The organism is Pseudomonas sp. EL_65y_Pfl2_R96 (assembly GCF_963970905.1).
Lineage (GTDB): Bacteria > Pseudomonadota > Gammaproteobacteria > Pseudomonadales > Pseudomonadaceae > Aquipseudomonas.
Genome location: NZ_CAXAQH010000347.1, coordinates 1 through 453, shown reverse-complemented (window position 1 = coordinate 453; position 453 = coordinate 1). Strand labels below are relative to the sequence as shown.

General features: G+C 62.9%; 1 protein-coding gene. It reads right to left on the bottom strand.

Features of this window, described 5'->3' with window-relative positions; genetic code table 11:
- A partial coding sequence (locus AACY49_RS30975) for a transposase (RefSeq protein WP_339528125.1) occupies positions 1-453 on the bottom strand: 453 nt, incomplete at both ends.

Below are 453 nucleotides of genomic sequence, written 5' to 3'. Positions count from 1 at the left end.
TCACCCGCGGGGCAGCGGTAGCTGTCGGTGGCGTGCTCGTAGCGAAAGTCCTGTTTGCCAAAGCGTCCGTCCGCCTTGGACCCGGAGGTAAGCGGCTTGGGGCATATTGCTGTTATGCCCGTTTCCTCACAGGCAAGGACCTCGGCACCTGAAAAGTAGCCACGATCGGCGAGCACGGTGAGTTCTTCCGCCCCGGTCGCTGCGCGTGCTTTGCGGCCCATGTTCGCCAGTTGCGAACGGTCGTGACCCACGTTGGTCACCTCATGTGCCACGATGATATGGCTGTCGGCATCGACTGCCGCCTGAAGGTTGTAGCCGACCAGCCCGGTTCCCTTCCCGGAGGTCGCCATCGCTCTTGCGTCCGGATCGGTCAGCGAGATCTGCCGGTCAGGCGTGTCCGCTACCGCTTCCTGCATCTTCTGAAGCTCGCGCATCTGGCAGCGTAGCGCTTCA